The organism is Synechococcus sp. WH 8101, assembly GCF_004209775.1.
Taxonomy (GTDB): domain Bacteria; phylum Cyanobacteriota; class Cyanobacteriia; order PCC-6307; family Cyanobiaceae; genus Synechococcus_C.
In genome coordinates this window covers 2,539,499-2,564,823 of the sequence record NZ_CP035914.1, presented here as the reverse complement: position 1 = coordinate 2,564,823, position 25,325 = coordinate 2,539,499, and the positions used below count along the sequence as shown (strand labels likewise).

General features: G+C 64.4%; 29 protein-coding genes. 12 read left to right on the top strand and 17 right to left on the bottom strand.

Annotated features, from left to right (window positions below):
* Positions 1 to 2: 2 nt before the first annotated feature.
* From SynWH8101_RS13635 to SynWH8101_RS13625, 3 genes are all read right to left on the bottom strand, one after another.
* Positions 3 to 338: an urease subunit beta gene (locus tag SynWH8101_RS13635; protein WP_130130217.1), complete on the bottom strand. Its 336-nt coding sequence runs from the start codon at positions 336 to 338 to the stop codon at positions 3 to 5.
* A gap of 22 nt (positions 339 to 360) precedes the next feature.
* Positions 361 to 663: an urease subunit gamma gene (locus SynWH8101_RS13630; RefSeq protein ID WP_130130555.1), complete on the bottom strand. Its 303-nt coding sequence runs from the start codon at positions 661 to 663 to the stop codon at positions 361 to 363.
* Positions 664 to 773: 110 nt separating this feature from the next.
* Positions 774 to 1,730 (bottom strand): urease accessory protein UreD, encoded by a 957-nt coding sequence (locus SynWH8101_RS13625; protein ID WP_130130554.1) that lies wholly within the window; start codon positions 1,728 to 1,730, stop codon positions 774 to 776.
* A gap of 107 nt (positions 1,731 to 1,837) precedes the next feature.
* Here SynWH8101_RS13625 and ureE point away from each other — a divergent pair, with 107 nt between their 5' ends.
* The 8 genes from ureE to urtE all read left to right on the top strand — a co-directional run bounded on the left by ureE (position 1,838) and on the right by urtE (position 8,858).
* Complete coding sequence (gene ureE / locus SynWH8101_RS13620) at positions 1,838 to 2,323, top strand: urease accessory protein UreE (RefSeq protein WP_130130216.1); 486 nt, start codon at positions 1,838 to 1,840, stop codon at positions 2,321 to 2,323.
* Positions 2,320 to 3,027, top strand: a complete 708-nt coding sequence (locus SynWH8101_RS13615; RefSeq protein ID WP_130130215.1) for an urease accessory protein UreF — start codon at positions 2,320 to 2,322, stop codon at positions 3,025 to 3,027. Before ureE ends, SynWH8101_RS13615 begins: the two co-directional genes overlap by 4 nt.
* Positions 3,027 to 3,632: an urease accessory protein UreG gene (gene ureG, locus SynWH8101_RS13610; RefSeq protein ID WP_130130214.1), complete on the top strand. Its 606-nt coding sequence runs from the start codon at positions 3,027 to 3,029 to the stop codon at positions 3,630 to 3,632. The genes SynWH8101_RS13615 and ureG overlap by 1 nt, the downstream gene beginning before the upstream one ends.
* A gap of 120 nt (positions 3,633 to 3,752) precedes the next feature.
* Positions 3,753 to 5,051, top strand: a complete 1,299-nt coding sequence (gene urtA, locus SynWH8101_RS13605) for an urea ABC transporter substrate-binding protein (protein ID WP_130130213.1) — start codon at positions 3,753 to 3,755, stop codon at positions 5,049 to 5,051.
* Between the two features lie 68 nt (positions 5,052 to 5,119).
* A complete protein-coding gene (locus tag SynWH8101_RS13600) occupies positions 5,120 to 6,274 on the top strand; it encodes a branched-chain amino acid ABC transporter permease (RefSeq protein ID WP_130130212.1) in 1,155 nt (384 codons plus the stop codon).
* The gene (gene urtC / locus SynWH8101_RS13595) at positions 6,275 to 7,396 is read left to right on the top strand and encodes an urea ABC transporter permease subunit UrtC (protein ID WP_130130211.1); all 1,122 of its coding nucleotides are present in this window, start codon (positions 6,275 to 6,277) and stop codon (positions 7,394 to 7,396) included.
* Positions 7,393 to 8,154, top strand: coding sequence for an urea ABC transporter ATP-binding protein UrtD (gene urtD, locus SynWH8101_RS13590; protein ID WP_130130210.1), 762 nt, complete (start codon positions 7,393 to 7,395; stop codon positions 8,152 to 8,154). Before urtC ends, urtD begins: the two co-directional genes overlap by 4 nt.
* Positions 8,151 to 8,858 (top strand): urea ABC transporter ATP-binding subunit UrtE, encoded by a 708-nt coding sequence (urtE, locus tag SynWH8101_RS13585; RefSeq protein WP_130130209.1) that lies wholly within the window; start codon positions 8,151 to 8,153, stop codon positions 8,856 to 8,858. Before urtD ends, urtE begins: the two co-directional genes overlap by 4 nt.
* A 20-nt stretch (positions 8,859 to 8,878) precedes the next feature.
* On the opposite strand, the gene SynWH8101_RS13580 is transcribed toward urtE, so the two are convergent.
* From SynWH8101_RS13580 to queC, 5 genes are read right to left on the bottom strand one after another with little or no spacing between them, the layout of a single operon-like run.
* Positions 8,879 to 9,622, bottom strand: coding sequence for a carbonic anhydrase (locus SynWH8101_RS13580; RefSeq protein ID WP_130130208.1), 744 nt, complete (start codon positions 9,620 to 9,622; stop codon positions 8,879 to 8,881).
* A 12-nt stretch (positions 9,623 to 9,634) separates the two neighbouring features.
* Entirely contained in the window at positions 9,635 to 11,197 is a 1,563-nt protein-coding gene (locus SynWH8101_RS13575; protein ID WP_130130207.1) for an APC family permease, read from the bottom strand.
* A gap of 55 nt (positions 11,198 to 11,252) precedes the next feature.
* On the bottom strand, positions 11,253 to 12,119 hold the full coding sequence (locus tag SynWH8101_RS13570) for an aminotransferase class IV (protein WP_130130206.1): 867 nt from the start codon (positions 12,117 to 12,119) through the stop codon (positions 11,253 to 11,255).
* Positions 12,116 to 13,435, bottom strand: coding sequence for an anthranilate synthase component I family protein (locus SynWH8101_RS13565; RefSeq protein WP_370587002.1), 1,320 nt, complete (start codon positions 13,433 to 13,435; stop codon positions 12,116 to 12,118). The genes SynWH8101_RS13570 and SynWH8101_RS13565 overlap by 4 nt, the downstream gene beginning before the upstream one ends.
* Positions 13,436 to 13,443: 8 nt before the next feature.
* Complete coding sequence (gene queC / locus SynWH8101_RS13560; protein WP_370587001.1) at positions 13,444 to 14,124, bottom strand: 7-cyano-7-deazaguanine synthase QueC; 681 nt, start codon at positions 14,122 to 14,124, stop codon at positions 13,444 to 13,446.
* A 26-nt stretch (positions 14,125 to 14,150) separates the two neighbouring features.
* Between queC and SynWH8101_RS13555 the strand changes: the two genes are divergently transcribed.
* A complete protein-coding gene (locus tag SynWH8101_RS13555; protein ID WP_165381000.1) occupies positions 14,151 to 14,696 on the top strand; it encodes an ecotin family protein in 546 nt (181 codons plus the stop codon).
* Between the two features lie 11 nt (positions 14,697 to 14,707).
* On the opposite strand, the gene SynWH8101_RS13550 is transcribed toward SynWH8101_RS13555, so the two are convergent.
* The 6 genes from SynWH8101_RS13550 to gcvT form a co-directional block, all read right to left on the bottom strand.
* Entirely contained in the window at positions 14,708 to 15,316 is a 609-nt protein-coding gene (locus tag SynWH8101_RS13550) for a 7-carboxy-7-deazaguanine synthase QueE (protein ID WP_130130203.1), read from the bottom strand.
* Positions 15,313 to 16,914: a CTP synthase gene (locus SynWH8101_RS13545; RefSeq protein ID WP_130130202.1), complete on the bottom strand. Its 1,602-nt coding sequence runs from the start codon at positions 16,912 to 16,914 to the stop codon at positions 15,313 to 15,315. Before SynWH8101_RS13545 ends, SynWH8101_RS13550 begins: the two co-directional genes overlap by 4 nt.
* A 44-nt stretch (positions 16,915 to 16,958) precedes the next feature.
* Positions 16,959 to 17,441 (bottom strand): Dps family protein, encoded by a 483-nt coding sequence (locus tag SynWH8101_RS13540; RefSeq protein ID WP_130130201.1) that lies wholly within the window; start codon positions 17,439 to 17,441, stop codon positions 16,959 to 16,961.
* Between the two features lie 50 nt (positions 17,442 to 17,491).
* Positions 17,492 to 18,622, bottom strand: a complete 1,131-nt coding sequence (locus SynWH8101_RS13535) for an RNA polymerase sigma factor, RpoD/SigA family (RefSeq protein WP_130130200.1) — start codon at positions 18,620 to 18,622, stop codon at positions 17,492 to 17,494.
* A gap of 66 nt (positions 18,623 to 18,688) precedes the next feature.
* A complete protein-coding gene (aspS, locus tag SynWH8101_RS13530) occupies positions 18,689 to 20,509 on the bottom strand; it encodes an aspartate--tRNA ligase (protein ID WP_130130199.1) in 1,821 nt (606 codons plus the stop codon).
* 60 nt (positions 20,510 to 20,569) lie between these two features.
* Positions 20,570 to 21,670, bottom strand: a complete 1,101-nt coding sequence (gene gcvT, locus SynWH8101_RS13525; protein ID WP_130130198.1) for a glycine cleavage system aminomethyltransferase GcvT — start codon at positions 21,668 to 21,670, stop codon at positions 20,570 to 20,572.
* A gap of 141 nt (positions 21,671 to 21,811) precedes the next feature.
* Between gcvT and SynWH8101_RS13520 the strand changes: the two genes are divergently transcribed.
* Positions 21,812 to 22,069, top strand: coding sequence for a hypothetical protein (locus SynWH8101_RS13520; protein ID WP_254427984.1), 258 nt, complete (start codon positions 21,812 to 21,814; stop codon positions 22,067 to 22,069).
* Positions 22,070 to 22,171: 102 nt separating this feature from the next.
* The gene (locus SynWH8101_RS13515; RefSeq protein ID WP_174719526.1) at positions 22,172 to 22,585 is read left to right on the top strand and encodes a Crp/Fnr family transcriptional regulator; all 414 of its coding nucleotides are present in this window, start codon (positions 22,172 to 22,174) and stop codon (positions 22,583 to 22,585) included.
* On the opposite strand, the gene speB is transcribed toward SynWH8101_RS13515, so the two are convergent.
* The 3 genes from speB to SynWH8101_RS13500 form a co-directional block, all read right to left on the bottom strand.
* Positions 22,579 to 23,439 (bottom strand): agmatinase, encoded by an 861-nt coding sequence (gene speB, locus SynWH8101_RS13510; RefSeq protein ID WP_130130197.1) that lies wholly within the window; start codon positions 23,437 to 23,439, stop codon positions 22,579 to 22,581. The genes SynWH8101_RS13515 and speB overlap by 7 nt on opposite strands.
* Before the next feature lie 4 nt (positions 23,440 to 23,443).
* A complete protein-coding gene (gene speE / locus SynWH8101_RS13505) occupies positions 23,444 to 24,316 on the bottom strand; it encodes a polyamine aminopropyltransferase (RefSeq protein WP_130130196.1) in 873 nt (290 codons plus the stop codon).
* Positions 24,317 to 24,386: 70 nt separating this feature from the next.
* Positions 24,387 to 24,851, bottom strand: a complete 465-nt coding sequence (locus SynWH8101_RS13500; RefSeq protein ID WP_254427983.1) for a hypothetical protein — start codon at positions 24,849 to 24,851, stop codon at positions 24,387 to 24,389.
* 33 nt (positions 24,852 to 24,884) lie between these two features.
* On the opposite strand from SynWH8101_RS13500, the gene arfB reads away from it, so the two are divergent.
* Positions 24,885 to 25,313: an alternative ribosome rescue aminoacyl-tRNA hydrolase ArfB gene (arfB, locus tag SynWH8101_RS13495; protein ID WP_254427982.1), complete on the top strand. Its 429-nt coding sequence runs from the start codon at positions 24,885 to 24,887 to the stop codon at positions 25,311 to 25,313.
* The last annotated feature ends 12 nt before the right edge of the window (positions 25,314 to 25,325 follow it).

Sequence of the window (25,325 nt, the reverse complement as noted above, 5' to 3'; positions counted from 1 at the left end):
CGTCAGGCGTCGAGGGGTCCGTTGATCTGGCCGTTGAAGCCGATCACCCGCCGGGCACCGGCGAAGGGGATCAGGTTCACGTCGCGGCTGTCGCCCGGTTCAAACCGGATTGCCGTGCCGGCGGGGATGTCGAGGCGCTGGCCTCTGGCGGCCTCGCGGTTGAACTGCAGGGCGGCGTTGGCTTCGGCGAAGTGGAAGTGGGAGCCCACCTGCACCGGCCTGTCGCCGCTGTTGGCCACCGAAATCGTGGTGACGGGGCGACCGGCGTTGAGTTCGATCTCCCCCGGTTCGGGCAGCAGTTCGCCGGGAATGAGGTTGCCGGGGATGGAGGGGGCCATGGCAGGGATGGGAAGGGGTGGGTCAGCGAATCGGGTCGTGCAGGGTCACGAGCTTGGTGCCATCGGGAAACACCGCTTCGATCTGCACCTCATGCACCAGTTCCGGCACACCCTCCATCACCTGATCGCGGCCCAGCCAGGTGCTGCCCTCCTGCATCAGTTCGGCCACGCTTTTGCCGTCGCGGGCTCCTTCCAGCACCAGGAAGCTGAGCCAGGCCACGGCTTCGGGATGGTTGAGCTTGAGGCCCCGTTGGAGCCGCCGTTCCGCCAGCAGCGCTGCGGTCACGATCAGGAGTTTGTCTTTCTCCTGGGGGGAGAGATGCATGGCGGGCATGGTGATGGGTGTGACGCCTGCACACCCAGCCTCAACCTTTGCAGCGGGCCGGCACTGTTCTGGTTCGTGGTGAACACTTCATCGCTCCATCCAGCAGGTGCTCAGTGGTTCCAGCCCACCAGTGGGTCTTCCTGCAATGGCCACACCCGGGGCCATTGCGGTGCTGACAGCCTGCGCGCCCGGCGGATCAGCCACCACACCCGACTGAACCAGATCCGGGCGTCCCGGCTGGATGGGCCGAGGTATCGGGCGACCAGGCCCTGATCGAGCGCATCGCAGGCCATCGTTCCCGTCAGGCCGTTGCGGGCCTCCCGGCCCTGCGCCAGCAAGGCGACGAGCGTGTCGGCGTCTGATGGCTCCGGTGCAGCCCAAACCAGTGATCCGAACACTGGTTGCTGTTGCATGCCATGGGCTGAGCTGAGGTCATGGCCGCCCAGTTCCAGCCGGTCCACCAGTTCCCAGCGGCTGTTGCTGCCATCCGATCGATGAATCTCCAGGCTGGAGCGCCAGCACCCCGCCCCCACCGTTTCTCCGGCGGCGGTGCGGCCCAGGCGCACCAGTTCTCCGCCGAGATAGGAGGCGCCTGGGCCGAGCTCCACCTGCATGGTTTGTTCATAGAGCCCGCCTTCAAACAGCACCAGCTCCTGGGGCAGCCATTCCAGATCGCTGCCGGGCGCGAGCTTGAAGCGGCAGGTCTGCCGGGCCCAGGCGCCAGCGGGATGCAGCCGGCTGCGCCCGACGCTTCCATACACCTTCTGGGCGGCCACGCTCGTGATCAGGCCGCGGCTGCCCCTGTCGGCCTCCAGCTGGATGGTCAGGGCATCACCGCCCACCAGACCTCCGGCGGTGTGCAGCAGAGGGAGTTGGCAGCGACCATCGGCGCCCCGTTCGGCGCGCATCAGTTTCAGCGGAGCGCTGCAGCCGCCCTGATGGATGGTGACCCCCCGGCGGTGCAGCAGATGGAGGTCGCAATGGCCATGCCACGGTTCGGTTGGCTGTTGGCAAAGAGTCTGTTGGGACGGAGCCTGTTGGTACGGAGGCTGCTCTGAGGCTTGCATCGCCTCACCCTGCGCCGCATCGGTCTGATCACTCTGTAGCGGTTCACACCAAAGCCGCTCCGCTCCCCTGGGCAGGCTGGATCCCAACGCACAGCAAAGGCACCGCGATGGATGGGGCAGGGGAGTTGGTGGAGCTCTGTTCTCGTCATCCCGTTGAGGGCGGCGCTGCAGGCTCCGCTTTGCTGCTGCCCCTCAGCGCCGAGGAGCGCACCCGTCTGCGCGGACGGCGTCGCACCGCCTGTGGCCGTGCGGTGTTGCTTCAACTGCCCCGCACCGAGCCGCTGCAGCCGGGCGAGGTGCTCAGCGATGCTTGCCACAGCCTGGAGGTGAAGGTGGTGGCGGCACCGGAACCCCTGCTGGTGGTGCGTGCGCCCTCGCCGTTGGCCCTGCTTCGGGCGGCTTATCACCTGGGCAACCGCCACGTTGCCCTGGAACTGCAGGAGGGGGAGCTGCGCTTGTTGGAGGATTCGGTGCTGGCGGAGATGTTGCGGCGTCGAGGTCTGCAGGTGGAGACCGGTTGCCTGCCCTTTCATCCCGAGGGGGGCGCCTATGCGGCGGCCCATGGCCATTCCCATGCTGACCCCCGGCCATGAGCCGATCGCTCGCCCTGCTGCAGTTGGTCAGTCCGGCGTTGCCGGTGGGCGCATTCAGTTATTCCGAGGGGCTGGAACAGCAGCAGCAACAGGGGGCCCTGCCGGATCAGCAGGCGCTGGAAGCCTGGCTGCGGGCCGAACTCGAGCGTGGTGCCGTGCGGATCGACACCGCCGCCCTGGCACCACTGCGCCTGGCCTTGCAGCAATGGAGAGATCAGTCGTCCCATGGCGTTGCTGATGACGAAGCCCGCCAGCGCCTGCTCGACCTCGATCGCTGGTTGCTGGCCCAGCGGGAGGCGCCGGCGATGCGGGTCCAGCAGCGGCAGATGGGTCGCTCCCTGCAGCAGTTGCTGGCCGACCTCGGCCATCCGTTGCCTTCGCCCTACGGCGACAGGGTGGAGCCCGCGCTTGCATATCCGGCTGCCTTCGCCTGGGCGGGGCTGGTCTGGGAGTTGGGCCCGCTGGAGTTGGCCGAGGGCTATCTCTACAGCTGGGTTGCCAATCAGCTCAGCGCCGCCGTTCGGTTGGTGCCTCTGGGCCCCAGCCGGGCTCAGCTGCTGCAGCGCCGGCTACTGCCCCTGATCGCTGCCCAGGCCGCGTCGTTGCAGAATCAGGATCCGCGCCAGCTCTGGAGCTCCGGGGTGGGTGCTTCGATGGCCCAGCTCTTGCATGCTGAGCTGTATTCAAAACTGTTCCGAAGCTGATGGCCGGCAGCAAATTGAGGCTTGGCGTTGCCGGGCCGGTGGGGTCTGGAAAAACGGCTCTGGTGGAAGCGCTCTGCCGCCGCCTGCGTGATCGCCTTCAGCTGGCGGTGGTCACCAATGACATCTACACCCAGGAGGACGCCCAGTTCCTGACCCGCGCCGGTGCGCTGGAGCCGGAACGGATCCGGGGGGTGGAAACCGGCGGTTGCCCGCACACCGCGATTCGGGAGGACTGTTCGATCAACCGGGCGGCTGTGGCGGAGCTGGAGGCGGCGTTCCCCGATCTGGATCTCGTGATGGTGGAAAGCGGTGGCGACAATCTGGCGGCCAGTTTCAGCCCGGAACTGGTGGATCTCTGTCTGTATGTGATCGATGTGGCGGCCGGCGACAAGATTCCTCGTAAAGGGGGGCCGGGAATCACCCGCTCTGATCTGTTGGTGATCAACAAGATCGATCTGGCGCCGCTGGTCGGGGCGGATCTGCAGGTAATGGAACGGGACACCGTACGGATGCGAGGTGCGCGTCCTTGGTGCTTCACCAACCTCAACAGCGGCGAAGGTCTGGATGAGGTGGAGGCGTTTGTGTTGCAACAACTACCGAATTGAGGAGTTGATCGCCAGGCGCCTGCAAAAGCGTTGCCATTGATACCCGCGCTGGGCACAGGCGCTGGGAGGGTAAATGTGCCGCTTTGACAAGCGCGCGACTCACGAATTTCCAGATGCACAATGACTCAACCATTGTCAAAGCGGTTCCTAATTGGGCTCGCAGCTGTTTCCCTCGGTGTGTCGGTCACGGCCTGTGGCGGTGGTGAAAAAACGGCAGATAGCGGCCAGTTTGATGATTCCGTCAAGGTGGGCATCCTTCACTCTCTGAGTGGCACCATGGCGATCTCGGAAACCACCTTGGTGGATACTGAGAAGATGGCCATTGAGGAAATCAATGCCGCGGGTGGCATTGAAGTGGATGGCAAGAAATATAAAATCGATTACATCGTTGAGGATGGGGCGTCGGATTGGCCCACCTTTGCCGAAAAGTCCAAGAAGCTGATTGATTCCGACAAGGTTGCGGTTGTGTTCGGCGGCTGGACTTCAGCAAGCCGCAAGGCGATGCTGCCGGTCTATGAGTCGAAGGATGCTTTCCTCTATTACCCGATTCAATATGAGGGGCAGGAGTGTTCCAAGAACATCTTCTACACCGGTGCGACTCCGAATCAGCAATCGGAGCCAGCCACCGAGTTCATGTATCTGAAGTCGCCGGCTGCCGGGAAACCCTTCTTCCTCGTGGGCTCTGATTACGTCTTCCCCCGCACTTCGAATACGATCACCAAGGCACAACTGGCCGTGCTTGGTGGCAAGGTGGTGGGTGAAGACTATCTCCCTCTCGGCAACACCGAGGTGGCGCCAATCATCGCCAAGATCAAAGAGGCTCTCCCTGATGGTGGTGTGATCATCAACACTTTGAATGGCGACCAGAACGTAGCTTTCTTCAAGCAGATTCAGGATGCTGGCATCACGCCCGAGAATGGCTATTACGTGATGAGCTACTCCATTGCTGAGGAGGAAATCAAAACGATTGGACCCGAGTTCCTCAAGGGCCATTACGGCGCCTGGAACTACATGATGTCGATCGATACGCCGGCATCCAAGACCTTCGCTGCCAACTACAAGAAGTTCACAGATGATCCCGATGCCGTGGTGGCTGATCCCCAGGAGTCGGCCTACAACATGGTCTATCTCTGGAAGAAGGCGGTTGAAAAAGCCGGCAGCTTCGATGACGACAAGGTGCGGGAAGCTTTGATCGGTGTCAAGTTTGATGCTCCTCAAGGGCCGATCGAAGTGCGTCCCAATCACCACATCTCTCAGATTGCCAGGATCGGTAAGATCACTCCCGCAGGTCAGTTTGAGATTGTGGCTCAGTCGGATAACCCGATCGATCCCCAGGCCTGGAACCAGTTTGATCCTTCCTCTAAAGGCTTCGCCTGCGACTGGAGCGATCCCAGTAAGGGCGAGAAATACAAGCTCTGATCACTGGCTTTAATACTGCGGGAGTGGATCGACACTCCCGCTTCTTTTTCACTCTCTGATAATTGCCAGTGGAGCTTCTTCTTGAAAGCCTCTTCAATGGTCTGGCGATTGGTTCTGTGCTGTTGATTGCAGCACTTGGCCTGGCCATTGTGTTCGGTCTGATGGGTGTGATCAATCTCGCCCACGGTGAGCTGATCATGCTTGGTGCTTACACCACCTATGTGGTGCAGCTGATTTTTAAGCAGCCTGCGCTTCAACCCGTCTACGGCATCTACTTGATTGTTGCTCTGCCGATTGCCTTTGTGGTGAGTGGCGTTGTTGGCATTTTGCTGGAGCGCACGATCATCCGCCGTCTTTACGGCAACCCTTTGGAGACGTTGCTCGCCACCTGGGGTGTGAGTTTGATTTTGCAGCAGTTCGTTCGCAGTGTGCCCCTCGCCTACGGCGCCGGACTTGTGCTAGCCCTGCTGATCGGTTTTCTGCTACCGGCGTTGCTGCCGGAGCGGCTGCAGCTGCAAGCGACTTCGCGTTGGCTTCGACTAGGCAGTTGGGCCATTGGCGCCCTCGTTGGTGCGTTGTCGGCCGGTGGATTGGCCGCAGCCATCCGCAAACTCTCTCGCCCGGATGCACGCAATGTGGATGTCACCGCGCCTGCCTGGATGCGTGGCGGGATCGAGTGGATGGATGTCACCTTTCCCGTGCCCCGTTTGGTGATCATCGTGATCACCGTGCTGGCCCTGGTGGCGATCGCCTGGTTCCTCAATCGCAGCGTTTGGGGCCTGCGCATTCGGGCCGTTACGCAGAACCGCTCCATGAGTGATTGTCTGGGAATCTCCACCGACACCGTGGATGTGCTCACCTTCGGCATCGGTTCCGGCCTGGCAGGCATTGCCGGTGTGGCGGTGTCGATGCTGGGTTCGGTCGGCCCGAACGTGGGTTCGTCTTACATCGTGGCCTGTTTCATGGTGGTGGTGCTTGGTGGTGTCGGCAACCTGCTCGGCACCGTGATCGCCTCCCTGGCCATCGGTGTGCTCACCGATCTGATCGGCGCCGGCCGTCTGCTCACGCTCTGGCCCGAGATGCCAGCGCCATTGGAATCCACCGTGCAGTTCTTTGCCACTACGAGCATGGCGCGGGTGCTGGTGTTCGCCCTGATTGTCGTGTTCCTGCAGTTCCGACCCGCCGGTCTCTTCCCTCAGAAGGGCCGGATGGTGGAGGCCTGAATGATGACCCGTCCTCGTTTTCCTTGGTCATGGCTGCTCTGGGCCGTCGTGATCGTGGCGGTGCTGCTGGCGCCATCGGTGTTGCCTGTGTTTCGCCTCAACCTTCTCGGCCGCTATCTGGCCCTGGCGATCGTGGCCCTTGGGATTGACCTGATCTGGGGGTTCACTGGTTTGCTCAGTCTGGGCCAGGGGATTTTCTTCGCCCTCGGTGGTTATGCCGCGGCCATGTTTCTGCAGCTCGGCAGTGCATCGGAGGCGGCCCATGGGCTGCCGGAGTTCTTCAGTCTCTATGGCGTTGATCAGCTGCCCCTGTTCTGGGAGCCCTTTCGATCGCCCTTGTTCACGCTCATCGCCATCGCCCTGATTCCTGCGCTGGTGGCGGCAGGCCTCGGGTATCTCGTGTTCCGCAACCGGATCAAGGGGGTGTATTTCTCGATCCTGACCCAGGCAGCCCTGCTGGTGTTCTTCAATTTCTTCAACGGCCAGCAGAAGCTGATCAATGGCACCAACGGTCTCAAGACCGATGTCACCATGCTGTTCGGTCAGATGGTGGGCTCCGAAGGCATGCAGCGGGGCTTTTTCTGGCTCACGGCTGCTCTGGTGATCGTGAGCTGGTTGTTTGTGCGCTGGCTGGTGCGTGGTCGCTTCGGTGATGTACTGATTGCGATTCGCGACGATGAACCGCGCCTGAGGTTCACGGGTTACAACCCGACCCAGTTCAAAACGATCGTGTTTGCCTTGGCCGGCGCTCTCGCCGGTGTGTCGGGTGCTCTCTACACGGTGCAATCGGGCATTGTCTCGCCCCAATACATGACGGTGCCCTTTTCGATCGAGATGGTGATCTGGGTCGCCGTGGGTGGACGGGGCACCCTGCTCGGGGCCGTGTTGGGGGCCGTGTTGATCAACTACGCCAAGAGCCTGGTGAGTGAAGCGATTCCCGAATCCTGGATGTTCATTCAGGGCGGTCTCTTCATCCTGGTGGTGACTGTGTTGCCGGAGGGACTGCTGGGGTGGTGGCGTAGCGATGGTCCGCGCAATCTCCTGCTCCGGCTCGGTGTGCCGAGACGTTTGGCCACCTATCCGCGTTTGGAGCTGGATGGTGATGAGGAGGTGCAGCCATGACGGCCTCGACCCATTTGATCGAGTTGCGGGCGATCAGCGTCAGTTTTGATGGTTTTCTCGCCCTCAATGATCTCAACCTCTGCCTCAAGCCCGGTGAGCTGCGCGCCGTGATCGGCCCGAACGGGGCCGGGAAAACCACCTTCCTGGATGTGATCACCGGCAAGGTGCAGCCAACCCGTGGCGAGGTGCTGTTCAAGGGGTGCAGCCTGCGGGGACTGCCCGAACACCGCATTGCCCGTTTGGGCATCGGTCGCAAATTTCAGAGCCCCCGGGTGTTTGAGCAGCTCACGGTGCATGAGAATCTCGCCCTGGCGGTGAGCCGTCCGAAGCGTCCCTGGCCTTTGTTGATGTCTGGGTTGTCGACGACGCAGGACGAGAAAATCAACCAGTTGATGGCGATCGTGAACCTGCAGAGCCGGGCCCAGCAGGCTGCTGGCTCCTTGTCGCATGGTCAAAAGCAGTGGCTGGAGATCGCCATGCTCGTGGGACAGGATCCCGATTTGCTGTTAGTCGATGAGCCGGTGGCGGGTCTCACCGATGAGGAGACGGAACTCACCGCCGATTTGCTCAGGTCACTGGCGGGTGATCACACCGTTCTGGTGATTGAACATGACATGGAATTCATCCGTCGGCTCGACAGCCCGGTCACGGTGCTGCATCAGGGCCATGTGCTCTGTGAAGGCTCGATGGATGTGATTCAGAGCGATCCCAAGGTGATCGAGGTGTATCTGGGCAGCGCTGATGAGGAGCACGCATGACACTGCTGGAGATTCAGGGCTTGAACACCTATTACGGCGAGAGCCATATCCTCCGGGATGTGGACCTGTCGGTGCAGGCCGGAGAGATGGTCTGCCTGATCGGACGCAACGGCGTTGGCAAGACCACCTTGCTCAAGTCGTTGATCGGTTTGCTGAAACCCCGCAGCGGTGATCTGCTGTTGGAAGAGCGGTCCTTGCAGCGCCTGTCGCCCCACCAACGGGCCCGGGCCGGGATTGGTTACGTCCCTCAGGGGCGGGAGATCATTCCCCAGCTCACGGTGGAGGAGAACCTGATGCTCGGCATGGAAGCCCTGCCGGGTGGCCTGGCGCGCAATCGCCGGATCGATCCCCTGGTGTATGAGTTGTTTCCGATTCTGCGGGAGTTTCTGCCGCGCAAGGGTGGGGATCTCTCCGGGGGGCAGCAGCAGCAGCTGGCCATCGCCCGTGCCCTACTCGGTCGCCCCAAATTGCTGTTGCTTGATGAACCCACCGAGGGGATTCAGCCCAACATCGTGCAAGACATCGAGGCTGCCGTGCGGCGCATCATTGCCGAAACAGGCATCGGTGTGCTCCTGGTGGAGCAGCATCTGCATTTCGTGCGCCAGGCCGACCGCTACTACGCCATGCAACGGGGTGGCATCGTTGCCAGTGGCCCCACCGCCGAACTCAGCCAGGCGGTGGTGGATCGTTTCCTCAGCGTGTGAATCTCAGACGTGTCTGAGCGTCAGACCAAGGTCACCGTGCCGCTGCCGATGTCGAAGTAGCCCACCACGATCTCGAGGTTGCCATTGTTGACAGCAGCCTCGATCACGTTGCTGCGGCTGATCAGCTGCTGGGCCGCCTCGCGGGCGTTGGCTTTGATCGCCGCTTCCAGATTCTGATCGGGGCTGATCGCGGCGCGGATCGGCGTGAGCAGTTCCGTGAGCAGCGGGGTGGGGGCATCGCCGGAGCGTGCCGCCGTGACGGCACCACAACCGCTGTGGCCCATCACCATCACCAGGGGTGTGGCCAGTTCCAGCACACTGAATTCCACCGAGGCGATCGCGGCGGCGAAGGCGGTGTTGCCGGCGCTGCGGATCACAAACAGGTCGGCGGGGGCGGCATCAAAGATCCATTCCGGTGCCACCCGTGAATCGGCGCAGGTGAGGACGCAGGCCCAGGGGGCCTGGCCCTGCGTCAGCACGCTGGCCGGCAGAAAACAGTGCCCGCTCCAGAGTGCAGCCATCCGCTGGGCGCGGGCGTCGGCGCTGCGGGCCTCGTCCGCTTGCTGCCAGGCGGCGGCGAAGCGGGCGTTGCCGTCGCGCAGGGCCTGGAGCGGGTTGGTAGGCCGGCAGCTGCGGGGTGAGGCCGGAGCGGCCGCTTGAGCCGCGGTAGTGCGCCCTGCCCCCCACAGACCGATGCCGCTGAGGCCGGCCCCCAGCAAAAAGGAGCGTCGATCGAGGAGCAAACCGTTGCGGCGACGGCTCACCAGTCTTGAGGATCAGGTTGCGGGCTCGGTTTGTCCGAGATCGGTAAGGGCATGGGGCGAGATTTCGGGCAGGGCACTGTTCACCGCCAGGGGCAGGATCAGCAGCGACAGGCCCGCCAGAACGAGCATGTGCAACAGCGCCGGCAGCTCTAGCGGCTGCCCATTGCTGAAGAGCTCCATGTCGAGCAGAAGCACCCCCAGATAGAGCGCCCACCACAGACCGGAGCGCAGGTCGATCGGTTGGCGCTGGCGCCAGCGATTGATGGCATAGATCAGGGTGGGGATCAGGATCACGGTCACCGCGCCTTCGAGCGCCTGGCGACCGCACCAGCTGGTGGCCCAGGTGGCCATCACAAAGGCGATGCTGCACAGCAGGGTGGCCTGGGGAATCCGGAACGGCCGCTGTTCCGCGGGCAGTTGCCGCCTCAGGCTGAGCAGGCTTACCGGCCCCATCGCCAGGGCAATCACCAGGGTGGAGGTGAGAAAGCTCACCACGGTCTGCCAGCTCGGCCCGATCCAGAGCAGGGCGTAGCCCACCACCAGGCTGCTGATCAGAGCCCAGTGGGGAACGCCGCGACTGTTGAGTCGTCCGAGCCCCTTTGGCAACAGGCCGCACTCCCCCATCATCCAGCTCACCCGCGCTGACACCCCCACAAAGGTGAGGGCCGTGGCGCCTGGTGAGATCACCGCGTCGATCAGCAGCAGGGTGGCCACCCAGCCCAGGCCAAGCCCGAGGGCGAGGGCCACCATCGGGCCGCCATGGGCTGTGAGGGTCAGTGCGGTCCAGCCGCTGTGGAGATCGGCCGGGGGCACGCTCACCAGGAAGGCCAGTTGCAGGATCAGGTAGATCACCAGGCACAGGCCCAGGCCAACCCCCATCGCCAGGGGCACATCGCGCTGGGGGCGGCGCGCTTCACCGGCCAGATCCATCGCCGTACGGAAGCCCAACAGGCTGAAGAGAATGCCGCCGCTGCCGATCGCATCCACCAGGGCACCTTGCCCCATCGTCACTTTCACGCCCAGATTGCCCCAATGGCCCGAGAGCAGCATCAGGGTTACCGACACCAGAATCGGCACGATCAGTTTCCAGATCGTGAGGCTGTCGATCCAGCGGGCGAGTCGGCTGACGCCCGCCAGGTTGATCCACGTGAACAGCACCAGCAGGACCACAGCCACCAGTTGACCGGCGCCGCTGAGCACCTGCAGGGTGCCCTGGTCGCGGGTGAGCCAGGGCAGGCTGCTGGCCAGGTACTGGAGTAGGGCGAGCACCTCGATCGTGGGGAGGGACACATAGGAAATCCAGGCGCTCCAGCCGCCAATGAAGCCGGAAAGGCGTCCATGGCTGAGCAGGGGGATCTGGGCCAGGGCTCCGGAACTGTTGACCAGGGCGCCGAGTTCGGCGAACACCAGAGCCAGCACGAAGGCCATGGCGCCACCGGCGACCCAGGCCACCAGACTGGCCGGCCCGGCGCTGCGGGCGGAGAAATACGGCGCGAAGAGCCAGCCCGATCCGATCGTGCTGGTCACCACCGCCAGGATGAGGGTGCTGACCCCCAGATCCCGCTTCAGTTCCATGGGTGTCGTTGGCGTCCCCCCAGGATTGACAGAACTGGCGGATCGCGCCACAGGGTCATCCCTGATCGTCCTGATCGAGAAGGCTGGTCCAGAGGGCGTGCGCTTCCACCTGGGCGTTCAGGGGATGGCCATCAACGCTGCGCAGGGGGCGGCAGCCCAGGCTGTTGATCAGCAGCCAGGAGTCGTTGGGATCGGGCTGGGGGTCCAGGCGTTGTTCGCGCGCGAGTCCCAGTGCCAGTGCCCGGCCGCGCATCACCCCCGGCAAACAGCCGCTGCTGAGGGGTGGCGTCCACCAGGTTCCCTTGCGTTGCACCAGCAGATTGGCCGTGCTGCCGCAGCAGAGCTCTCCTGAGGTGCTCAGCAGCAAGGCCTCATCGGCACCCTGCTGCCTGGCTTCTCGCCGCGCCTGGATCGCCTGGCCGTAGGCGAAGCTTTTGCAGCTGCTCAAGCGGCTGGAGGCGTTCCGGCGTTCGTGGCGACTGATCCAGGCGGCCACGGCGCTGAAGTGTGGTGTGTGGGGGTGCAGGCTCAACCAGAAGCGGTGGGAGTCGGCTGAGGGATCGCCTTGCGGTAGGTCGATGCCGCGTTCCGGGCCATCCCCTCGGCTCCAGTTGAGCCGCAGGGCGCCGCAGCCGCTGCCGATTCCGCTGCGGGCCACCGCTTCTGCGATCAGGCCTTTCAGCCATTCCGCCTTCGGGGGTGCCGCCATGCCGAGCTGGGCGGCACTGGTTTGCCAGCGCTGCAGGTGCGCGTCCAGAAGCCTGGGGCGGCCGCCCTGTATGAGCACCGTTTCAAACAGGCCATCCGCCAGCTGCAGGCCCCGGTCACTGAGCGGCAGCATCAGCTGCTGGGTGCCGCCCCAGGCGCCGTTGCACCAGCTGATGGCGCCAACTTGCCCGGGGGGTTGGGGGGGGAAGCTCATCCCAGGGCCTCCAGCAGGGGCAGCAGCTTCCAATCCAGTTCGTCGGCTTCCGTGGCTGGATCGGAATCGGCAACGATGCCGCAGCCGGCATGCACCCGGAGCTGGTCGTGGCGGCGCAATACGGTGCGGATGAGGATGTTGCTGTCGAGCCGACCATCCCAATCGAGGCGTAGTAGTGAGCCGCAGTAAGGACCGCGCCCCACCGGCTCCAGTTCGCCGAGGCGCTGGCAGGCGCGCAGTTTTGGGGCGCCGCTGATCGAGCCGCCCGGCCAGCAGGCTTCCAGCAGATCCACCCAGTCGGCGCCGTCCTGGAGCTGACCGGTAACAACGGAGGTGAGGTGATGCACGCTCGCGTAGCTCTCCAGCCCCACCAGCTGCGGCACCTGCACCGATCCCGGTCGGCACACCCGGCCGAGGTCATTGCGCAACAGGTCCACGATCATCACGTTCTCGGCCCGGTCCTTGCTGCTGCAGATCAGTTCAGCCGCCAGATCCGCATCTCGTTCCGGATCGGGATGCCTGGGCCTGGTGCCTTTGATCGGGCGAGTCTCCACCCAACCGTCGGGCCCCACGGAGAGGAACCGCTCGGGTGATGTCGACAGAATCGCCTCACCGGCGGCGTCGCCCGCCCCCACCACCAGGCCGGCGAAGGGGGCGGGGCAGCGCTGGCGCAGGCGTGTGAACAGGGCCAGGTTGCTGATCGGCTTCAGCAGTTGGGTGCTGCTGCAGGCGGTGAGATTGGCCTGAAACAGATCGCCGGCGCTGATCAGTTCGCGGATGCGCTGCACTCCGGCCATGAAGCCATGGCGATCGCTGTGGCGTTGCCAGGGGCTGTGGATCGGGGTTGTGGCCTGGGCTGATGCAGCGGAGCGGGGCAGGGTCTCTAGCCAGTGCGCCATGGCGGCATGGCGGACCGGATCGAGGCCCTCGAGCCACAGCTCCTGTTCCTGCAGATCGAAGCGCAGCACCGGGTCGTGCCGGGCGATCCAGAGGCTGGCCATCGCATCGGGCCGCCAGGGTTGGCCCGGTTCGAGCCAGGCGGCCGCGTCGTAGCTGAGCCAGCCGGTCCAGTGGCCCGGGGGCAGATTGCGCAGGCTTTCAAACGGGTTCCGGGCGTCTGGATCACCAGGAAGGCCGCGGCAGCAACGTTGCTCCAGCGGTTGCACCGCCAGGGTGAGCCAGCGCCCCAGTGCGCTGCCGTCGCCATCGAGCCAGATCAGCCCCTCGTCGCCGTGGTCGCAGGCCAGGGCCTGGGCAAGCTGATCCGGTTCCCGCCATGGGCAGGCCTTGCGGATCAGCCCTGGGCAGCTGGCCATGCTGCTGCTCATGGTGTGCCGGGGCTGCACAGATCGGGGCGGCCGGCGGCCCTCAGGGCTTCATCGCGGATTCGGCAGCTGTCACACACTCCGCAGGGTTGGGCGCCGCCGCTATAGCAACTCCAGGTTTGCGCGATCGGGACCCCGAGGCGGAGGGCTTCCGCCACGATCCGTTGCTTGCTCCACTCCACCAGCGGTGCCCAGAGGCGGGGGCCGTGGCCTTCCCGCCCGGCGCGACTGCTCAGATCGGCCAGGGTCTGATAGGCGCTGAGATAGTCGGGCCGGCAATCGGGATAGCCGGAGTAATCCACGGCATTCACGCCCAGCACAAGCTGATCAGCTCCACGGGCTTCGGCCAGGCTGAGGCCGATGGCAATGAACACGGTGTTGCGTCCTGGCACATAGGTGCTGGGAATCACACCCTGCTGCACCCCCTCCTTGGGCAGCTCCTGGCGGCGATCGGTCAGCGAGGAGCCGCCCCAGCTGGCCAGGTTGACGGCGATCGTGTGGTGCTCATCCAGGCCGAGGCTGTCGGCCAGATGGCGGGCGGCCTCCAGCTCCCGGCGATGGCGCTGGCCGTAGTCGAAGGAGAGGCCGATCACTCGATGGCCGGCTTCCAGCGCCAGGGCCGCGGCGGTGGCGGAATCAAGCCCGCCCGAGAGCAGGGCAATCGCGAGGGAATCGGTCATGCTGGGCATTCTGTTGCCGCGGGGTGATGACCAGAACGTGGAGCCAGACGGTGGGGCGGCGAGCATGGGCGGCAGCATTGTTGATCAGCGCCCTGGGCGCTGCTGCTCCCACCAAGGCGATCCCCCGCCTCGATCTGAGTGGGTATCCCGCACCGGCACCTGGTCTGAAGCGTTGGGTGATTCAGCCCTCCGGCCTGCTGCCGAAGAGCTCGGATCCCAGGATTTCTGCCAACCCGATCGATTGGCGCATCCAGCTGATCGTGGGCCGGGAGGTGATGCTGGATTGCAACCTGCAGCGTCTGTCGGGGCCTGGCCTAACGATGCGCCGCCTGCCGCAGGCGTCCGGACGGGCCCTGTTTGAAGTAAAAGGTCCTGTGATGGTGGTCAGCACCCGCAAGGCCTGCCCGCCGGATCAGAAGCCCGAGCCTTCCTTCCTCTCCCTCGGCAAGCAGCCCTATCTGGTGCCTTACAACGCCTCCTGGCCGATCGTGGTGGATCTGCCGGCCAATCTGGATCTGCGCTGGCGTCTCTGGAAGGCCGAGACCCTCCAGCAGCCAGCGGTGCAGCTGTGATCTGGGTCGATTCAACGCACCCCTAGCCACTTGTGGCTCTGGAGGCTGAGGCGCCAGCGGCTGTTGCCGCGGGCCATCGCGATGGCCAGCTCCTGTCCTTCCTCGCTGCTCCATCCCGGTTGAAGCAGCCAGGTGGCCTGTGGTGCCTGGGTCGCCACCACCTCGGCAAAGAGCAGATCCGCCGGCTCGTGCACCACCACCTTGAGTTCATCACAGGCCTGCAGCAGCTCGGCGCGCGGCGGGCTGTGGCGCTTCGGTGAGAGGGTGATCCAGTCGGGTGCACCGCTGAGGGGATCCACGCCACTGGTTTCCAGATGCACTGGAAGGCTGCAGACGCCACGGATTGCCGTGGTGAGGGCGTCGAGTTGGTGATGCAGCGGTTCGCCGCCGGTGATCACCACAAAGGCAGCCCCTGCACTGGCCGCTTCTGCTGTGGCAGTGGCGAGGCTGTTGACGCTTCGTTGCGGATGGGCCTCCGCCGGCCAGGAGTGTTTGGTGTCGCACCAGGGGCAGCCCACCGTGCAGCCCCCGAGGCGGAGGAAGAAGGCACTGCGCCCGGCATGGAGACCCTCACCCTGGAGTGAGTGGAAGGTTTCCACCACGGGCAGCGTCTCGCTCATGCCAAGCGCTGTTGGGCCGCCTCGATCAGACCGCGGAAGAGGGGATGGGGGCGCCCAGGCCGGGAGAGAAATTCGGGGTGGTATTGGCAGGCGGTGAAGAAGGGATGATCCGGCAGTTCGATCAGTTCCACCAGGCGTCCATCCGGGGAGGTGCCGCTGATTGCATAGCCCGATTCCAGGAACAGGCTGCGATAGGCGTTGTTGAATTCGTAGCGGTGGCGATGCCGCTCATACACCACCTCGGCGCCATACAGCCGCGCCGCCATCGTGCCCGGCGCCAGACGGCAGGGATAGACACCGAGTCGCATCGTGCCCCCCAGATCCACCACATCCTGTTGTTCGGGCAGCAGGTGGATCACCGGATGGGTCGTGCCTGGGTCCAGCTCGGCGCTGGAGGCGCCGCTCAGCCCCGCCTGGTTGCGGGCCCACTCGATCACGGCGGTTTGCATGCCAAGGCAGAGGCCCAGGAAGGGCACCCGCTGTTCACGGGCCCAGCGGATCGCCGCCACCTTGCCATCCACCCCCCGGTTGCCGAAGCCCCCGGGCACCACCACCGCATCCATGCCCTGCAGCAGAGGCTCGGGCCCGCGGCTCTCGATCTCCTCAGCGCAGACCCAGTGCAGATCCAGGGAGGCATCCTGGGCCAGGCAGGCGTGGCGCAACGCTTCCACCACCGACAGGTAGGCGTCGTTGAGCTGCACATACTTCCCCACCAGAGCCACCTTCACGGCGGGGCCGGGGTTGCGCAGTTTGTGCACCAGCTGGGCCCAGCCGGTCATGTCGCTCTCATGATCGGTGAGTTGCAGCACATCCAGCACCTCGCGGCAGAGGCCCTCCTCCTCGAGGGTCAGGGGCACGGCGTAGATGCTGTCGGCGTCGAGGGAGGGAATCACCGCTCGCTGCGGCACTCCGCAGAAGCCGCCGATCTTGCGTTTGAGCTCGTCGTTGATCTCCCGGTCGCTGCGGCACACGAGCAGATCGGGCTGGATACCGATGGAGCGCAGCTCCTTCACCGAGTGCTGAGTGGGTTTGGTTTTCAGTTCGCCCGAGGTGCCGATGTAAGGCAGCAGGGTCACATGGATGTAGGCCAGGTCATGCCGGCCCACATCGCCCCGGAACTCTCGGATCGCTTCCAGAAAAGGCAGCGATTCGATGTCGCCCACGGTGCCGCCGATCTCGGTGATTACCACATCGGCGCCTGAGTTGGCGGCGACGCGATGAATGCGTTCGCGAATCTCGCCGGTGATGTGGGGGATCACCTGCACCGTGCCGCCGTTGTAGTCACCCCGCCGTTCCTTGTTGATCACCGATTGGTAGATCGAACCGGTGGTCACGCTGTTGAGCCGCGACATTGCCGTGTCGGTGAAGCGCTCGTAATGGCCCAGGTCGAGGTCGGTTTCGGCGCCGTCTTCTGTGACGAACACTTCGCCATGCTGAAACGGACTCATCGTGCCCGGATCCACATTCAGATAGGGATCCAGCTTCAGGATCGAAACGTTGTAGCCGCGGGATTTGAGCAGGCGTCCCAGGCTGGCGGCCACAATTCCCTTGCCGATGCTGGAGACCACTCCACCGGTGACGAAGACGAACTTGGCCATGACCCCCCGGGCGACTCTTCAATGTACCGAGCGCCCTCTGGGGATCACGCTTCCAGAAGGCTGCGCAGCATCCAGGCCGTTTTCTCGTGAATCTGCAGCCGCTGCGTGAGCAGATCGGCCGTGGGTTCATCGCTGGCAGCATCGGCCAGGGGAAACACACTGCGGGCCGTGCGGGCCACCGCTTCATGGCCTGCCACCAGTTCGCGCACCATATCGAGCGCTGCCGGCTGCTGATCCGCTTCCTGGATTGAGGCCAGCCCGGCCAGGGTGCTGCCGCCATGGGGAGCGACCACGCCGAGGGCGCGGATCCGTTCGGCGATTTCGTCGAGGGCGTTCCAGAGCTCGGTGTATTGCTCCATGAACATCAGGTGGAGCGTGTTGAACATCGGCCCGGTCACGTTCCAGTGAAAGCCGTGGGTCTTGCCATACAGCACATAGGTGTCGGCCAGCAGGCGGCTGAGCCCGGCGGCAATCTCTTCACGCTGGCTGGCGGCAATGCCGATGTCGATCGAGGGAGCGCTGGCCATGTCGGGTGCGACGGTCTGAGTCCTTGTTAGCGCCGCTGGGCCGCTTCCGCTCAGGAATCCAGACCCTGGATGTAATCGCGCACCTTGCAGCGCCGCTGGGGCTGGCGCAATTTGAGCAGGGCCCGGGTCTCGATCTGTCGCACCCTTTCGCGCGAGAGGGCCATCGTTTCACCGATCTGCGCCAGGGTGCAGGGGGTGTCGTCTTCCAGTCCGAAGCGCAGCCGGATCACCGCCGCTTCCCGGTCGGTGAGTTCATCGAGCAGGTGCTCCAGATCGTGATGCAGGGCAGCGCGGGTCAGTTCCTGCTCCGGGGTTGCCTTGCCGTCTTCCAGCAGATCACCCAGCTGGGTGTCCTGTTCCTTGCCCACCCGCATCTCTAGAGACACCGAGCGCGGCACACGCATCAGGGTGAGGCGCACGGTCTCCTCGCTGAGCCCCAGCTTCTGGGCCAGGTCGGTGAGGGTGGCGATCCGGCCCTCCTGACTGGCGATCTCCTGTTGCACCCGCTTGATCCTGTTGAGCTTTTCCGTCACATGAACCGGCAGGCGGATCGTGCGGCTCTGGGTGGCAATTGCCCGGGTGATGCCCTGGCGAATCCACCAGTAGGCATAGGTGCTGAAGCGGAAACCGCGGGTGGGATCAAATTTCTCCACCGCTCGCTCCAGGCCCAGGGTGCCCTCCTGCACCAGATCCAGGAGCTCAAGACCCCGCTGCTGATACTTCTTCGCCACCGTCACCACCAGGCGCAGGTTGGCGGCGATCATCCGGTCGCGCGCGCGGCGTCCATCGCGCAGCTGGGCTTTGAGCGTGCGTGGCTCCAGGTCGATCAGGCGGCTCCAGGTGCCGTAGCCCTCGTTGAGGATCGTTTGCAGCTCGGCGACGCTCATCCCTGCCGCCCGGGCCCATTCTTGGCGGGTCGGCCAGTGGCAGTGGTGATTGGCTTCCCGCTGCTGCAGTTCCTCCAGCTCCAGCAAACGGCGCAGAACCGGATGCGCTTCAGCCAGCTCCCGTTCCTGCCGCAAGAGCTGCTCCCGGCGTTGCACCTGCCGGGCCAGCAGCACCTCCTCCTCATTGCTGAGCAGGTTCACCCGGCCGATGTCCTGGAGATACAGGCGCAACAGGTCGTTTCCGGCACCGGCGCGACTCCGGCTGACGCCGGTCGATCGTTCGCTTGTGGTCAACAGCCGTTCGCCTGAATGCCTTCAGGGTTCCGCTGGATTGTTGCCAGTGACTGGAATGCGCGGAATCTATTCGGGATCCACCCAGGTGCTGGCCACGTGCAGCTCCTCGAGCTGGCGCTCGGAGACGCTGGCGGGTGCGGCGGTCATCAGGCACCGTGCCTGCTGGGTTTTTGGGAAGGCGATGGTGTCGCGGATCGATTCCTCGCCAGCGAGCAACATCACCATCCGATCCAGGCCGAAGGCCAGGCCTCCGTGTGGTGGCGCCCCCATGTCGAGGGCGTCGATCAGGAAGCCGAACTGCTCCTTCGCCTCGGCTTCCGGCAGGCCGATGGTCTGCAGCACCTGGCGCTGCAGGGCTGAATCGTGGATGCGCAAGGAGCCGCCGCCCAGTTCGAGGCCGTTCAGCACCAGGTCGTAGGCCTGGGCGCGGGCGCCGGGGAGGGTGTCGGCCCAGGCGGCCGGATCGCTGCCGAGATCGTTGCCGTTGGGCGCGCAGAAAGGGTGATGCAGCGCTTCGAGCCGGTTCTCATCGGCGTTGAACTCGAACATGGGGAAATCCAGGACCCAGAGGAAATTCCACTGATCGTTGTCGCGATCCGCTGGCACCAGGCCCAGCTCTCTGGCCAGGTACTGGCGCACCCGATCCAGGGCTTTGTTCACCGTGGCGGTGTCGCCGGCGCCGAACAGCAGCAGGGTGCCGGCCTCGGCGCCGGTGCGCTGGAGCAGCTCCTGCTTTTGCTCTTCAGAGAGGTTGTCTTTGATCGCGCCGATCGTGTCGATCTCGCCGCCTTCGCGCACTCGGATGAAGGCGAGACCGCCGGCGCCCGCTTGCTGGGCCTCACTGAACACATCGCCACCGGGTTTGATGCGCACATTGCTCACGGCGTCGTTGCCACCGGGCACGGCGATGCATTTCACCGAACCGCCGGCCTTGACGGCACCGCTGAACACCTTGAAGCCCATGCTGGCCACGATGTCGCTCACATTGGTGAGCTCCATGCCGTAGCGGGTGTCGGGCCTGTCGGTGCCATAGCGCTCCATGGCGTCGTGCCAGGTCATCCGCGGGAAGGGGCGGGGCAGCTCCACGCCCTTCACGGCCTTCCAGATGCTGCAGATCAGGCGTTCGTTGAAATCGAGGATCTCGTCCTGATCCATGAAGCTCATCTCCATATCCAGCTGGGTGAATTCCGGCTGCCGATCGGCGCGCAGGTCTTCGTCGCGGAAGCAGCGGGCGACCTGGTAGTACCGCTCGATGCCACCCACCATCAGCAGTTGCTTGAACAGCTGGGGCGACTGGGGCAGGGCGAACCACTCACCGCCACACACCCGACTCGGCAGGATGTAGTCGCGAGCGCCCTCCGGGGTGGAGCGCGTCAACACCGGGGTCTCCACCTCGATGAACCCCTCGTCTTCGAGGAAGCGCCGCGCGGTTTGGATGGTGTGGGCGCGTAGGCGCAGGTTGTCGTTCATGCGCTTGCGGCGCAGATCGAGATAGCGATGGCGCAGGCGCAGCTCCTCGCGGGTGTTTTCCTCGTCGTGAATCGACACCGGGAAGGGCAGCGTGCCTTTCACACCATTGAGCACGGTGATGCTGCTGGCCAGCACCTCCACGTCACCGGTGGCGAGGCGTTCATTCCTCGACTCTTCTGGTCTGGCGCGCACCGTGCCGCCCACCTGCAGCACCGATTCGCTGCGCAGATGTTCCGCCACGGCAAAGGCTTCCGCGCCAAGGTCGGGATCCACCGTCACCTGAATGGTGCCGCTGCGGTCGCGCAGGTCGATGAAAATCACACCACCGTGATCACGACGACGGTCTACCCAGCCGCAGAGCTGCACCTGGTCGTCGATCTGCTGCTTGCGCAGGTCGCCGCATCCGTTGCTGCGCATGGGGGCCGTTGATGGTGGGAGAAAAGCGAGTTTCCCACAGGGCCCCCACCCGGTCCTGGCTCAGCCCGGGCGCCGATAGAAGGGTCGCTTCACCACCGTGGCGGGTTGATGTTGGCCTCGGATCTCCACGGCCAGATCGGTGCCCACGCGGGCCAGAGAGCGGCTCACGTAGCCGAGACCGATGCCCGCTTCCAGCGTTGGTGACCAGCCGCCGCTGGTGATGGTGCCCACGGGTTGGCCGTCGTGCAGGATCGGATAGCCATGGCGTGGAATCGCCCGTCCCTCAAGGCGCAGTCCCACCAGGCGTCGCTCGCTGCCCTGTTCAACCTCTCGCTCCAAGGCATCGCGGCCGATGAACGGCACCGGGTTCTCCAGGTGCACCAACCAGCCGAGCCCCGCTTCCAGGGGGCTGGTGGTCTGATCCATGTCCTGTCCATAGAGATGCATCGCCGCTTCCAGGCGCAGGCTGTCGCGTGCACCCAGCCCGCAGGGGCGCACACCGCGCTCTAGGAGCTGTGACCAGAGGGCCCGGCCTGCTTCGCGCGGCAACAGCAGTTCAAAACCGTCTTCACCGGTGTAACCCGTGCGCGCTGCCAGCACCCGGGTGGGCTCGGGTGTCAGGCCGTTGATCTGTAGCCAGCGGTGGCCGAAGCGCGGCAGTTCCTGCAGATCGTTGCCGGAAAGTGCTTCGAGATGTTCCCGGGCTTCCGGTCCCTGCAGGGCGAGCAGGAGGCCCTCCCCTTTGGCATCGCTGAGGTGGATCCCGGCCGGTTCTAGGTGTTCGCGTAGCCAGGCGGTGTCACTGGCTGCGCAGGCCGCATTGATTACCAGGAGAAGGGCGCCATCCTCGAGGTCGTACACAATCAGATCGTCGAGAATGCCGCCGTTGGCGTTCAGCAGCACGGTGTAGCAGGCCTGGCCGGGTCCGATCCGATGCAGGTCGCTTGGCACCAGCCCTTGAAGCGCATCTTTGGGGTTGGCCCCGTCCAGACGCACCACGCCCATATGGGAGATGTCGAAGAGGCCCGCCGCCTCGCGGACAGCCCGGTGCTCCGCCAGCAGACCGGAGAATTGCAGAGGCATCTCCCAGCCCGCGAAGGGAACCATGCGAGCCCCGGCCGCCAGACAGAGGTCGTGCAGGGGCGTGCGCTTCAGGTCCATGCAGCCGTAGATGCGGTGTGCGGCGATCCTATGGATCGCCGCAAGCTGGCGACTGAAAGTGGAAGCAAAGGCGCAGATTTGTGGCTTCAGCTGGTTCGCTTTTTTGACCGTCCTTACCCTGGGTGCTCCCGAGCCTTCTGTTTGGCTGACGTCTGCTGCCACAGCTGTCTCCATTGCGCCGCCAGCGGGTTGGCTGCGGCGGCGGAGGGGGGCTGGTGTCGCTTGCGGCGGTTGCCGGTGCATGCGGAATTGGCTCGCGTGGCCTGGTGTCATCACTGGACGGCCAGGCCCCCTGAATTGCCCCGGTTGCAGGCGTTGGAGCCACCAGGTGTTCGGGCTGATGTGCAGCTGGAACTCGACCAACGCCCCATGCCGGTGGCGGCTGGATTGGATGGATGAGTCGGAATTCTGAAGAAAAGCAAAAAAATTGATGGACCGTGGGGCTCTGTGCTCCATGCGACCCCGCCCAGTCGGCGCGTTCGTGAGGATAGGGGTTCGCCCGTGAACCCTGACGCGTTGATCGCCACCAGCACCCTGCCATCGCCGGTGGAGTTGATCGCCGAACACGATCACGCCGATCGGCTCACCTTTCCCACCGGCGGCGTACTTTTCCGTCGTGGCGAGATGGTCAAGTCCGTGTATGCCCTCGAGCAGGGCCTGGTGGAGTTGTCCGCACCGCTCGATGGGCGGCTTCGTTACAGCCGCGGCGAGATGTTCTTTTTCGAGGATCTGGCTCGCCAGCGGCTGCATCACAGCCGCGAGGCCAGGGCGCTGACTCCCATTTCAGTGGTGCGTCTTCCTCGCAACACCTTTCTGGAGCTGATTCACCGCCACCCCACCATGGTGATCAGCCTGCTGGAGCGGCAGCACGCCCGCTTGCGGGAGCAGCGGCTCGATGCCTGCCACTACTACTGATGCAGCAGCATGAGCAAGCTGCGCACCACTTTGCTCGCCAGCACGCTGCTCACGCCCGAGGGATCCAGCTGGGGAGCCAGTTCCACCACATCGGCGGCCACCAGGTTGTGGTGACGCAGTTCCGCCACCAGCTCGGCGAAGTCGCTCCAGAGGAAGCCGCCGGGTTCAGGGGTTCCGGTGCCGGCCATCACCGCTGGATCAAACCAGTCGAGATCGACAGTGAGATAGAGGGGAATCCCCCGCAGCGGTTGTAGGGCCTCGAGCATCCGCTCGCGGGCGATCAGTCGGCCGGTCTGACGGAGCTCCAGGAACTCCTCACGGGTGCCACTGCGGATGGCCATCTGCAGCAGCTGCTGACTCGGCAGCACCTCGAGGCAGCGGCGCATGGCGCAGGCATGGCTGTGGTGGGCACCCAGCCAGTCGTGGCGCAGATCGGCGTGGGCATCGAGCTGCACCAGTGCCAGATCGGGATGCTTGTCCGCCACCGCCGCCACGGCGCCGGAACTGATCGAGTGCTCACCGCCGAGCATCAGCGGTTTGAGCCCTAGGGCGAGCACGGTGTCGGTGGCCTGCTTGACCGCCTCCACCACCGGTTCCGGATCGCCGACGGGAATCTCGACAGCACCCAGATCGGCGAAGGCCATGGCCTCCAGGTCCAGATCCAGTTGGGGGCAATAGGTTTCCAGGCCCGAACTCACCTCCCGAATGGCGGCCGGCCCGAAGCGGGTGCCGGGGCGGAAGGAGGTGGTGCCGTCGTAGGGCACACCGAACAGGCCGACGCGGCAGCCGCCAGGGTCGCGCCTGGAGCCCATGTAGATGGCGCCGTCGGTGTCGAAGCGTGTGTGGTCGGTCATGGCGTCAGGCGTTGAGCGCCCGCTCGATCGCGGCGGGAATCGCATCAAATGCGCCGCGTTGCCAGCGGGGGCTCCAGATCTCGCAACCCTCGGCCACGGCTGCGGCGCGGGAGGGATCCGGATTGACGTAGCGGCGACTGTCGGTGGCGGCAAAGGTCCAGCTCCACCAGCCGCTCGGATACATCGGTACCCAGCCGTACATCGGATCGGCGTGGCCGAACACGTCGCGGATCACCGTCACAGTGTCGATGTGCACTTGGCGGAAGGCTTCCGGTGACTCGCTCTGGGTGGCAAACACGCCACCGGGTTTGAGGATGCGCCGGCATTGCTCGAAAAAGGCGCGGTTGAACAGGCCCTCGGCCGGACCGGCGGGATCGGAGCCATCCACGAGCACCACGTCATAGCTGGCGGTTGAAGCGTTGGCGGCCCAGGCGATGCCATCGCCCACGGTGAGGTGAAAGCGGGGGTCCTGCCAGCAACCGCCACCGATGGAGGGCAGGTGTTGCTGACTCAGTGCCACCACCCGTCCATCGATTTCCACCATGTCGAGGTGCTGAACGCCCGGGTGGCGCAGGCACTCGCGGGCGGTGCCGCCATCGCCGCCGCCGATCACCAGCACCCGTTCGATCTGGGCGGCGCTGCAGAGTGCGGGGTGAACCAGAGATTCGTGGTAGTGCCGTTCCTGGCGCTCCGCTGTCATCCAGCAGCCGTCGAGCAGTAGGCCCTTGCCGTAGCGCAGGCTGTCGATCACGGTGATCCGCTGGAAGGGGCTCTGTTCCTCCACCAGCACCCGGCCTTCCAGGCCGTAACGCACGCCGAGGTGGTGCTCGTCGATCCAGCCTGGGGTGGATTTGGATGCCGCGGCATCGTGGGTCATACAGGGGGTGGCAGGGTCCACATCCAGCTAAAACCGTCAGGAGGTCTCCTGTCAGGTCAGAGATCAGCCTTCAGGAGTAGAGGGTGTCCAGGCGCACATCAAAATGAATCATGCCCTGGGCATCGTTGTCTATTGAAACGATGACGTCATCTGGCACGCGAATGCCGTAGTCCATCAGAATACTTTCGTGATTCTGGATGAATTCAGTTCCCGAGACTTTTAAGACAGGGCACTTGAGAATGCGCTGATTGTTTTGGCGCATGTGCCCAAGCGATCCTGCTGTGTTGTTCGTCATTTTGGGGATAGAAGCGCGAAACCAAATCTGCTGATTGTTCTGGGTAATTGTGATTTGGATGTCGCTTGGAACGCCAACGATTTCCTCCATAGCTTCCCTTGGGTGGGAAAGAAAAAAGGCTCTTTTCTCGGCTGTGCTGTTGAGCCAGGGCGCAAAGAACTCCTTGAGTTGAAAGGCCATCGAACGCACCGCCAGGCTCTTCTCTAGATTAAGTGCACCCGCCGGAGGTTGGGTTGTCATGCTGTCGTCTTGGTCCAGCTCAGTTCTGATCCCTTGAACTGCATCGTCAACGAGCGGTTGGTTATCCCGGCGGCGGAGCTGCAGTGGCGGTTCTCTCGCGCTTCCGGTCCCGGTGGTCAGGGAGTGAATACCACGGATTCTCGTGTGGAGCTGGTGTTTGACCTGAAGCAGTCCCGCGTGTTGGGGCCCTTCCGTCGCGCCAGGCTTCAGGATCGCCTCAAAACTCGCCTCGAGGGCGATTGTCTGCGTGTTGTAGCGGCTGAGGAACGCTCACAATGGCAGAACCGTCAATTAGCCCTGGGGCGTCTTGCGGCTCTGCTGCGCGAAGGGCTCAGGCCACCCCCTCCCCAGCGTCGTTCCACCCGTCCCGGACGGGCGGCAGTGCAACGGCGCCTTGAGGCCAAGGCACAGCGCAGCCAGCTCAAACGGCGTCGGCAGGGCAGGCCTTCGCTTGAGGATTGACAGAGGTTTTCC

What these genes read in the sequence shown, in the direction of transcription:
- urtA (WP_130130213.1), top strand. Translation starts at nt 3,753, where the DNA reads ATGACTCAACCATTGTCAAAGCGGTTCCTAATTGGGCTCGCAGCTGTT.
- SynWH8101_RS13555 (WP_165381000.1), top strand. Translation starts at nt 14,151, where the DNA reads ATGACCAGAACGTGGAGCCAGACGGTGGGGCGGCGAGCATGGGCGGCA.
- aspS (WP_130130199.1), bottom strand. Translation starts at nt 20,509, where the DNA reads ATGCGCAGCAACGGATGCGGCGACCTGCGCAAGCAGCAGATCGACGAC.
- SynWH8101_RS13565 (WP_370587002.1), bottom strand. Translation starts at nt 13,435, where the DNA reads ATGGCCAGCTGCCCAGGGCTGATCCGCAAGGCCTGCCCATGGCGGGAA.
- SynWH8101_RS13635 (WP_130130217.1), bottom strand. Translation starts at nt 338, where the DNA reads ATGGCCCCCTCCATCCCCGGCAACCTCATTCCCGGCGAACTGCTGCCC.
- ureG (WP_130130214.1), top strand. Translation starts at nt 3,027, where the DNA reads ATGGCCGGCAGCAAATTGAGGCTTGGCGTTGCCGGGCCGGTGGGGTCT.
- SynWH8101_RS13545 (WP_130130202.1), bottom strand. Translation starts at nt 16,914, where the DNA reads ATGGCCAAGTTCGTCTTCGTCACCGGTGGAGTGGTCTCCAGCATCGGC.
- SynWH8101_RS13550 (WP_130130203.1), bottom strand. Translation starts at nt 15,316, where the DNA reads ATGAGCGAGACGCTGCCCGTGGTGGAAACCTTCCACTCACTCCAGGGT.
- gcvT (WP_130130198.1), bottom strand. Translation starts at nt 21,670, where the DNA reads ATGGACCTGAAGCGCACGCCCCTGCACGACCTCTGTCTGGCGGCCGGG.
- SynWH8101_RS13500 (WP_254427983.1), bottom strand. Translation starts at nt 24,851, where the DNA reads ATGACAACCCAACCTCCGGCGGGTGCACTTAATCTAGAGAAGAGCCTG.
- urtE (WP_130130209.1), top strand. Translation starts at nt 8,151, where the DNA reads ATGACACTGCTGGAGATTCAGGGCTTGAACACCTATTACGGCGAGAGC.
- urtD (WP_130130210.1), top strand. Translation starts at nt 7,393, where the DNA reads ATGACGGCCTCGACCCATTTGATCGAGTTGCGGGCGATCAGCGTCAGT.
- SynWH8101_RS13615 (WP_130130215.1), top strand. Translation starts at nt 2,320, where the DNA reads ATGAGCCGATCGCTCGCCCTGCTGCAGTTGGTCAGTCCGGCGTTGCCG.
- SynWH8101_RS13570 (WP_130130206.1), bottom strand. Translation starts at nt 12,119, where the DNA reads ATGAGCTTCCCCCCCCAACCCCCCGGGCAAGTTGGCGCCATCAGCTGG.
- urtC (WP_130130211.1), top strand. Translation starts at nt 6,275, where the DNA reads ATGATGACCCGTCCTCGTTTTCCTTGGTCATGGCTGCTCTGGGCCGTC.
- SynWH8101_RS13575 (WP_130130207.1), bottom strand. Translation starts at nt 11,197, where the DNA reads ATGGAACTGAAGCGGGATCTGGGGGTCAGCACCCTCATCCTGGCGGTG.
- SynWH8101_RS13630 (WP_130130555.1), bottom strand. Translation starts at nt 663, where the DNA reads ATGCATCTCTCCCCCCAGGAGAAAGACAAACTCCTGATCGTGACCGCA.
- ureE (WP_130130216.1), top strand. Translation starts at nt 1,838, where the DNA reads ATGGATGGGGCAGGGGAGTTGGTGGAGCTCTGTTCTCGTCATCCCGTT.
- speB (WP_130130197.1), bottom strand. Translation starts at nt 23,439, where the DNA reads ATGACCGACCACACACGCTTCGACACCGACGGCGCCATCTACATGGGC.
- speE (WP_130130196.1), bottom strand. Translation starts at nt 24,316, where the DNA reads ATGACCCACGATGCCGCGGCATCCAAATCCACCCCAGGCTGGATCGAC.
- queC (WP_370587001.1), bottom strand. Translation starts at nt 14,124, where the DNA reads ATGACCGATTCCCTCGCGATTGCCCTGCTCTCGGGCGGGCTTGATTCC.
- SynWH8101_RS13625 (WP_130130554.1), bottom strand. Translation starts at nt 1,730, where the DNA reads ATGCAAGCCTCAGAGCAGCCTCCGTACCAACAGGCTCCGTCCCAACAG.
- SynWH8101_RS13540 (WP_130130201.1), bottom strand. Translation starts at nt 17,441, where the DNA reads ATGGCCAGCGCTCCCTCGATCGACATCGGCATTGCCGCCAGCCAGCGT.